Origin of the sequence: Streptomyces sp. GC420 (assembly GCF_009916105.1) — a bacterium.
Lineage (GTDB): Bacteria > Actinomycetota > Actinomycetes > Streptomycetales > Streptomycetaceae > Streptomyces.
Window position 1 is genome coordinate 1 of the sequence record NZ_JAAAXQ010000357.1, and the last position, 8,007, is coordinate 8,007.

Consider the following 8,007-nt stretch of genomic DNA (forward strand, 5'->3'; position numbering starts at 1 on the left):
GTCACGGGGGTGGCGGGGGTGAGTGACACGCTGCTCATCGCGGTGTACGCGTTCCTGGGCGCGGCGGCGGCCGGGCTGCTCGGCGCCGGCGTGCTGCGGGTGCTGCGGCACCGCTCGCTGATCGTCTCGCTGACCGTGGTGACGGCCGTGGCGGTGACCGCGATGCTGGCGGGGACACTCGCCGTGGCCTGGGCGATGTTCCTGTCGCCGCATGACCTGACGGTGGTCACGACCGTGGTGGCCATGGCCGCGGTCGTGTCCCTGGCGACGGCGCTGTTGCTGGGGCACTGGGTCGTGGCTCGCAGCCGGGACCTCACCCATGCGGCCCGTTCCTTCGGGGAGGGCGGCAGCTTCGCCGCACCGGCCGGGGAGGCGACGGCCGAACTGGCGGCGCTCAGCCGGGAGCTCGCCCTGACGAGTGCGAAGCTGGCCGAGTCCCGCGACCGGGAGCGGGCCCTGGAAACCTCCCGGCGCGAGCTGGTCGCCTGGATCTCGCACGACCTGCGGACACCGCTGGCGGGGCTGCGCGCCATGTCGGAGGCCCTGGAGGACGGGGTCGCCGACGACCCCGAGCGGTACTTCAAACAGATACGCACCGAGGTCGACCGGCTCAACTCGATGGTCGGCGACCTCTTCGAGCTGTCCCGCATCCACGCGGGGGCGCTCTCCCTGACCCTGACGAGGATGTCCGTGTACGACCTGGTGGGGGACGCGCTGGCGGGCGCTGACCCGCTGGCGCGGGAGCTCGGGGTGCGGCTGGTCGGCGACCGCGTCGAGGCGGTGCCGGTGCGGGTCGACGGCAAGGAGATGACGCGTGTCCTCGTCAATCTGCTGGTGAACGCCATCCGCCACACCCCGATGGACGGCACGGTCGCGGTGGCCGCCGAGCGACGTCCCGGGGCCGTGGTCCTGTCCGTCACGGACGAGTGCGGGGGCATAGCCGAGGAGAACCTGGGCCGTGTCTTCGACACGGGGTGGCGCGGCAGCGACGCCCGCACCCCGAACGCCGGCGCCGGCCTCGGCCTCGCGATCGTCCGCGGCATCGTCGAGGCCCACTCCGGCGAGACCCGTGTCCGCAATGTGGGGGGCGGCTGCCGCTTCGAGGTGACGCTCCCGACGGCGGCGGGCTGACGCAGAGGGGCGGCGGACACGCCCCGGCCGGCGGACAGGCCCCGGTCGGCAGCCGGGGCCTGCTGCCCGGCGTGCGGCCGGGCAAGGCGTCGCCGCTGTGCATGGCGACCGCATCCCGGCCACGATGCCGCGACCGGCGGGTCCGGGCCACGCCCCGCTGTGGCGCTGGTCGTTTCTCGCCGACGGCGTCGCAGCGGCGGCCGGCCGACCGGGGCAGGATCGTCACCGGCCCTCGTCTCGCCGGTGTGCCGACGGCGGCGCCCCGGGACCGGGTGCGTCGGTCGCCTCGCCCGCGTCCGGCCGATGAGGCCGGTCCAGAGCCGGGGCGGGGGATCGTTGAACACGGACTCGCCGCAAGGGGCCGGCGCAGCACCCCGCGGACCAGCCCCTGAGCCATGGGCCTCCCGGCGGTCTCGTCGACCATGCCGGGGCTGATCCTCGCGCCGACGCCGTACGCGCGCCGGGTGAGGATCTCCAGGACGTCCTCGGGCAGGTCCTCCTCCGCGGAGTTCTCCCGGAGCCGGCGCTTGGCGGCCTTCGCAGCCCGCGGCGAGCTGCCGCCGCAGTTCACTGCCGCTGTCCGCCTCGGCGCCCACCCCCAGCCGCCGCACCGGCCAGGGCAGGCCGGGATGGCCCCTGTGACGGCTCCGCGCGCGAGCCGCCTTGCCGCCCGGCATACCCCGGGCCGATCTCTGGGTGACGGTGCTGCGGGCGGGATACCCGCCTCCGGGCACACCGAGTGGGCCGGGCCTGCCCCGGAGGCGGGGCGGTCGGGCGGTCAGCCGGCCAGCTCTTCGGCCTGGCGGATCGCGGACGCCAGGTCGCGGACGGGCCGGGAGTCCGAGGACTCGGCTATCCGGGCGGCACGGTCGGCGAGGCCGGGCAGCGGCAGCGCGCCGGGCAGGCGGGCGTAGTCGGACGAGCCGGACCAGCCGGACGAGGGACGGCGCAGTGCGTCCGCGAAGTAGGCGGCCAGTGCGGCGACCTGGAAGCCGGAGTCCTCCTGGGTCCACAGGCCGCGTTCGAGGGCGCCGGTCTCCACCGTCCCCGACTCCTCGTGCGGGGCCCGTGTGGAGGGGTCGAGCCAGCGGACGGTCGCCGTCGCCACATGGCCGGAGGCGCCCGGCCTGGTGCGCACCGCGTAGAGCGCGGTCACCGTGTGGGAGGGCCCGATCTCGCCGCCGTCGACGCGGTCGTCGCGGAAGTCCTCGTCCGCCACCTCCCGGTTCTCGTAGCCGATGAGCCGGAACTGCTCGACGGTCGCCGGGTCGAAGGCGACCTGCGCCTTCGCGTCGCGGGCGCGCAGCTCGATGTGCCGGGGCAGTTCCTCGGTGAAGACCGCGCGGGCGTCGTCGGTGTCGGAGACGTACGTCGTGTGGCCGTCGCCCCTGTTGGTGAGCCGCTCCATGAACGCGTCACCGTACTCGCTGCCCACGCCCACCCCGAACAGCGTGATGCCGTGCTCCCTGCGCGCGTCCGCGACGCGTTCCAGGATGCCGTCGGCCGAGGTGTCGCCGGTGTTGGCGAGGGCGTCGGAGAGCAGCACGACCCGGTTGGTGGCGCCGGGCCTGCGGCCCTCGACGGCCTCCTGGTAGCCGGTGGTGATGCCCGCCTCCACATTGGTGGAGTCGGTCGGCTGCAGGCCGTCGATCACCTCGTGTATGCGGGAGCGGGAGTCACCGAGCCGGGTCATCGGCAGCCGGGTCTCCGCGTTCCCGCTGAAGGTGACCAGGGCCAGGGAGTCGTCGTCGCGCAGCCGGTCGACCATCAGGTCCAGGGACTCGCGGACCAGGTCGAGCCTGCCCGGCTCGGCCATCGATCCGGAGATGTCGATGACGAAGGTCAGCGCGGCGGGCGGCCGCCGCGCCGCGTCCCGCCCCGGGTCCCCCTCCGGGGCACCGGTGGCCAGCCCGACCCGCACCAGCGACCAGCGGTCCTCGTCGGTACGGGCGCCGTCGACGGTGACGGAGAAGCCGTTGCCGTCGGGCCGCGGATAGTCCTGCGGGAAGCTGTTGACGAATTCCTCGGGCCTGACGGTCGAGGGGTCGGGAAGCCGCCCCTGGGCGAGGGTGCGGCGCGCGTAGCCGTACGAGGCGGTGTCGACGTCGAGCGCGAAGGTGGAGAGGTAGTCGGGGTCGGGCGTGGGGCTGGGCGCGAAGTCCCGCTGCTCCCCCTCCGCCGCGCCGGAGGTGGTGTCGCCCGGCCCGGTCGTGGGCTGCGCGGGCAGCGGGCCGGCCTCGTGGTGTCCGCCGGTCGGGCCGTCCTTCGAGCTGGACTCGCCGCTGTCGCCGCTGCCGCCGCAGCCGGCGAGCGTCAGACCGCCCACCAGCGCGGCCGCGACCAGCCGTGTGCGTATCGCCGTACGGATCCTCATGTCTGCCCTCTCGGATCGTCCTATGTGACTGTGACGTCCGGGACGGGCCGTGGGACCAGACGAACCCGTTGCGGAAGGGTCTCGATGCGGCAACGGCCTTCCGGCGATCCGGAATTCGACAACCCCCTTCCACGCAGGTGGGATTGGAACGGGTCAGGACACGACGTCCTTGCGCGCGAAGCCCCGGAAGGCGAGCGCGAACAGCACCAGCGCGTACGTCACGGACACCGACGTCCCCTTCAGCATCCCGGCCCATTCCAGCTGTGGCTGCAGTGCGTCCGCCCAGGCGAACTGCCAGTGCGCGGGCAGGAAGTCGCGCCAGGAGCCGAGCGCCGTGACCGCGTCCAGCACATTGCCGACGATGGTCAGCCCGACCGCGCCGCCGACCGCGCCGAGCGGCGCGTCGGTGACCGTGGACAGCCAGAACGCCAGTCCCGCCGTCACCAGTTGGGAGACGAAGACGAAGGCGACGGCGATCCCCAGCCTGCCCACCGCGTCGCCCGCCGGGAGCGAGCCACCGGTCGGGATCTGCAGCGGCCCCCACCCGTAGGCCACCGAGCCGACCGCCAGGGCGACGAGCGGCAGCAGCACCATCGCGGCCGCGCTGAAGGCCAGCGCCACCACGAGCTTGCTCCACAGCAGCCGCCACCTCGGCACCGGGGCGGCCAGCAGATAGCGCAGCGAGGACCAGCTCGCCTCCGCGGCGACGGTGTCGCCGCAGAACAGTGCCACCGGCACCACCAGCAGGAACCCCGCGGAGACGAACAGGGCCGTGGCGGCGAAGTTGGCTCCGGAGGCGGTGGCGGTGTCCATCAGGGTGATCCGGCCCTCACGCCCGCCCGGTTCGCCGCCGATCGCGAAGGCCGCGACCAGGATGAACGGCAGGGCGACGAGGATGGCCGCCATCACCATCGTGCGGCGCCTCTTCAGCTGGCGCACCGCCTCCACCCGCAGGGGCAGGGTGCGGCGCGCCCGGTAGCCGGGCGCGGTTTCGCCCTGGTTCCCGCTCCGGTTCCCGGTCCCCGTCCCGCTCCCGTTCGGTGTCTCACCCGGCGCCGTGCCGGCCGTCACGGCCGCTGACGTGGCCGCGGCAGCCGTCGTGGCAGCCTTCGTGGCAGCCGCCCCGGGCGCCTCGGTCTCCTCCGTGCGCGCGTTCGCGTTCATGCCGCGTCTTCTCCGATCAGGGTCAGGAAGGCGTCCTCGAGGCGGCGGTGCGGTCCGAGGCCGTTCACCGGGATCTCCAGGCGTACGAGTTCGGTGAGCAGCCAGGACGCGGTGGCCCCGTCGAGGCGTACGAGCAGGCCGTGCCCGCCGTCCGTCCGCGCGGCGGAGGCGATGCCCGGCAGCCCGGCCACCTTCTCCACCACCGCGTCCGGGATCTCTCCGTCGACGCCGACGAGCAGGCTGTCGCCCGAGCCGGTGATCTCCGCGACCGGGCCCGCCTGCACCAGCCGGCCCCTGTCCATGACGACGAGGTGGGTGCAGGACTGCTCGACCTCCCCGAGGAGGTGGGAGGAGACGATGACGGTCCGGCCCCCGGCGGCGTACCGGATCATCACCTCGCGCATCTCGCGGATCTGCGGCGGGTCGAGCCCGTTGGTGGGCTCGTCGAGGATCAGCAGATCGGGCAGACCGAGCATGGCCTGGGCGATGGCGAGTCGCTGCCGCATGCCCTGCGAGTAGGTGCGTACGGCGCGGGCCAGGGCGTCGCCGAGACCGGCGATCTCCAGGGCCTCGTCGATGTGCGCGTCCTCGGCGGGACGGCCGGTGGCCTGCCAGTACAGCTCCAGGTTGGCCCGGCCGGTCAGGTGCGGCAGGAAGCCCGCGCCCTCGACGAAGGAGCCGACCCGGGACAGGACGGGGGCGCCGGGCCTGACGGCGTGGCCGAAGACACGGATCTCGCCGCCGTCGGGCGTGATGAGGCCCATCAGCATGCGCAGTGTGGTGGTCTTTCCCGCGCCGTTGGGGCCGAGGAGACCGAGCACCTGTCCCTTCTCGACGCGGAAGGACAGGTCGCGTACGGCGTACCGGTCGTCGGCCCCGGCGTAACGCTTCGTCAGTCCGGTGATCAGGAGCGGAACGTCGGCGAGTCCCGGGTCCGGTGCGGGGGCCGCGGTACGGCGGCGGCCGGTCAGCAGCAGGGCGGCCGCGATCCCGGCGGCGCCGAGCGGAAGGCCCCACACCCACCAGGGCAGCGGGGCCGCGCCGGTGGTCACGCCGGGGGCGGTGGGCACCCGCAGCCCGCCGCCCGCGAGGGAGACGGTGTACGTCGCCGGTTCGGCGGGGGACGCGTAGCCGAGGTCGGTCGCGGCGAGGACGAGCCGCAGCCGGTGCCCGGACTCGACCTCGTGGTCGACGGCCGGGAGGCGGATCTCGACGGTGCGGCCGTCCTCGGCGCCGCTCACCCTGAGGGGAGAGACGAGCTGGGCGGGCAGCGTCTGGCTGCCGCCGGGCCCGACGTCGTACACCTTGGCGAACAGCACCGCGTCGGAGGAGCCCTTCGAGGTCACGCGGACCTTCACGGTCGGGGAGCCGGTGATCCGCAGGGACTCCCGCAGCGGGGCGGAGTCGAACCGCGCGTACTGGCCGGGGAAGTCGACGTTGAGACCCCCGACGCCGAGGGTGGACAGCTGGCTGAGGCCGCCGCCGACTCCGGGCACCGCGGAGATCGCGGGCGGTCCGGCGCCGGGCGGGTTCTCGAAGCTCTGCTCCCGGCCCTGGAGGGCGAGGGTGCGGTCGCCGCCGTCCAGGCCCGGGTAGGTGTCGCCGCTCGCGCCGCGCAGCTGGGCGGCCCCGTCGGTCGAGTCGACGCCTCCGGTCCTGGTGACACGGAACGCGGGTCCGGTGCCGACGCCCTTCTCGTCCTTCAGGTAGCGGTCGAACCAGTCCGCCGTACGGGCGTCGAGGCGGGAGGTCTCCGTGTCACCGCCGTCGTGGCCGCCGGAGATCCAGTCGACGGACACGGGGGCCCCGTTGGCCCTGATCGCCTTCGCCATGGCGTCGGCGTGGGAGAGCGGGAAGAGGGAGTCGGACTGGCCCTGGGAGATGAGGGCGGGCACCTTGATCCGGTCGCCGACGGCGGACGGGCTGCGGGCCTCCAGCAGTGCGCGGGCCTCGGCATCGGGCTCGCCGTTCACCGCCACCCGCTCGTACATCTCGCACAGCTCCTCCTCGAAACGGCCGCAGCCGCCCTCGGGCGAGCCCGTGGTGAAGAAGACGCCGGCCCACAGCTTCTTGTAGACGCCGTCGGGGAAGAGGGCGTCGGCGAGGTTCCAGTAGGTGATGCGGGGCGCGACGGCGTCGACCCGCCCGTCGTGCCCGGCGGCGAGCAGGGCGATCGCGCCGCCGTACGACGCGCCGGCCATCCCGACCCTCGGGTCGCCCTTCTTGTCGAGCCGCACCTCGGGGCGCCCGGCCAGCCAGTCGATCAGCCGGGACACGTCGGCGACCTCGGCGTCCGGGTCGTTGAGGCCGATCTTCCCGGTGGACGCGCCGAAGCCGCGCGCGGACCAGGTCAGCACCGCGTATCCGTCGCGAGCCAGTTCCTCGGCCTGCGCGCGTACGTCGTCCTTGCTGCCGCCGAAGCCGTGGCCGAGCAGCACCGCGGGCCGTCTGCCGCCGCCGGAGGCGCCCGAGACGCCCGAGGTGAAGTACGAGGTGTCGATCTTCGCACCCGGCATGTCGAAGGTACGGTCCACACGCCGCACGGGCGGTTTCCCGTCGGAGGCGACGGCGTTCCAGGTGCCGACCCCGGCGAGCACGACGACGGCGAGCGCCGCGCCGGCAACCCGCCGTCCGCCGCCGCGCACGCCGTTCCGCAGACGCCCCCGCAACCGGGTCATTCGGAGATCCATGCTCAAACCCTAAGCGCGCGGATCCGGTGCTTCCGCTGTCCCCGGGGGGATCCGGGGGACCTTCCCCGGTCGTACGGCGACTCCCCGGCGTACCACGGACGCGGTACGGGACGATGACGGACGCAGGGCACGCACGGGCCGCGGCGGCGGCCGGGCGGCAGGACGAGGCGGGTACGGACGGGGGCGGAGTCGGCGCATGGGCGATGCACGGACCGAGATCAGGCGGGCGAGGACGGCCGGGGAGATCACCGCGGCGCAGCACCTCTTCGACGGCCCGGCCCGCCCCGAGTGGGCCCGGCGCTTCCTGGACTCCCCCGGGCATCTGATGCTGCTCGCGTACGTGGACGGGGTGCCCGCCGGGATGGTGTCCGGCATCGAGATGTGCCACCCGGACAAGGGCACGGAGATGTGCCTGTACGAGCTCGGTGTGGCCGAGGAGTACCGGCGGCGCGGCATCGGCCGCGCACTCACCGAGGCACTGGCGCGGGAGGCCCGGGAGCGCGGCTGCTACGGCATGTGGGTGGGCGTCGACACGGACAACGAGGCGGCCCTCGCGACGTACCGCTCGGCGGGCGCGGCGGACGAGGGCCGGTTCGCGATGCTGGGCTGGGCGTTCGGCGAGGGGCGGGAACAGGTCAGAGCGTCGCC

5 protein-coding genes are annotated in these 8,007 nt (G+C 74.3%); 2 read left to right on the forward strand and 3 right to left on the reverse strand.

Annotation, left to right across the window (positions count from 1 at the left end; translation table 11 throughout):
* Positions 1–18: 18 nt before the first annotated feature.
* Complete coding sequence (locus GUY61_RS30850; RefSeq protein WP_166633545.1) at positions 19–1,131, forward strand: sensor histidine kinase KdpD; 1,113 nt, start codon at positions 19–21, stop codon at positions 1,129–1,131.
* A gap of 778 nt (positions 1,132–1,909) precedes the next feature.
* Here the strand turns inward: GUY61_RS30850 and GUY61_RS30855 are convergent.
* From GUY61_RS30855 to GUY61_RS30865, 3 genes are all read right to left on the reverse strand, one after another.
* Positions 1,910–3,505, reverse strand: a complete 1,596-nt coding sequence (locus tag GUY61_RS30855) for a VWA domain-containing protein (protein WP_166633546.1) — start codon at positions 3,503–3,505, stop codon at positions 1,910–1,912.
* 153 nt (positions 3,506–3,658) lie between these two features.
* Positions 3,659–4,669: an ABC transporter permease gene (locus tag GUY61_RS30860; protein ID WP_166633547.1), complete on the reverse strand. Its 1,011-nt coding sequence runs from the start codon at positions 4,667–4,669 to the stop codon at positions 3,659–3,661.
* Positions 4,666–7,359 (reverse strand): alpha/beta fold hydrolase, encoded by a 2,694-nt coding sequence (locus GUY61_RS30865; RefSeq protein WP_166633548.1) that lies wholly within the window; start codon positions 7,357–7,359, stop codon positions 4,666–4,668. Before GUY61_RS30865 ends, GUY61_RS30860 begins: the two co-directional genes overlap by 4 nt.
* 196 nt (positions 7,360–7,555) lie before the next feature.
* Here GUY61_RS30865 and GUY61_RS30870 point away from each other — a divergent pair.
* The coding region (locus GUY61_RS30870; protein WP_166633549.1) for a GNAT family N-acetyltransferase at positions 7,556–8,007 on the forward strand (452 nt) is incomplete at its 3' end.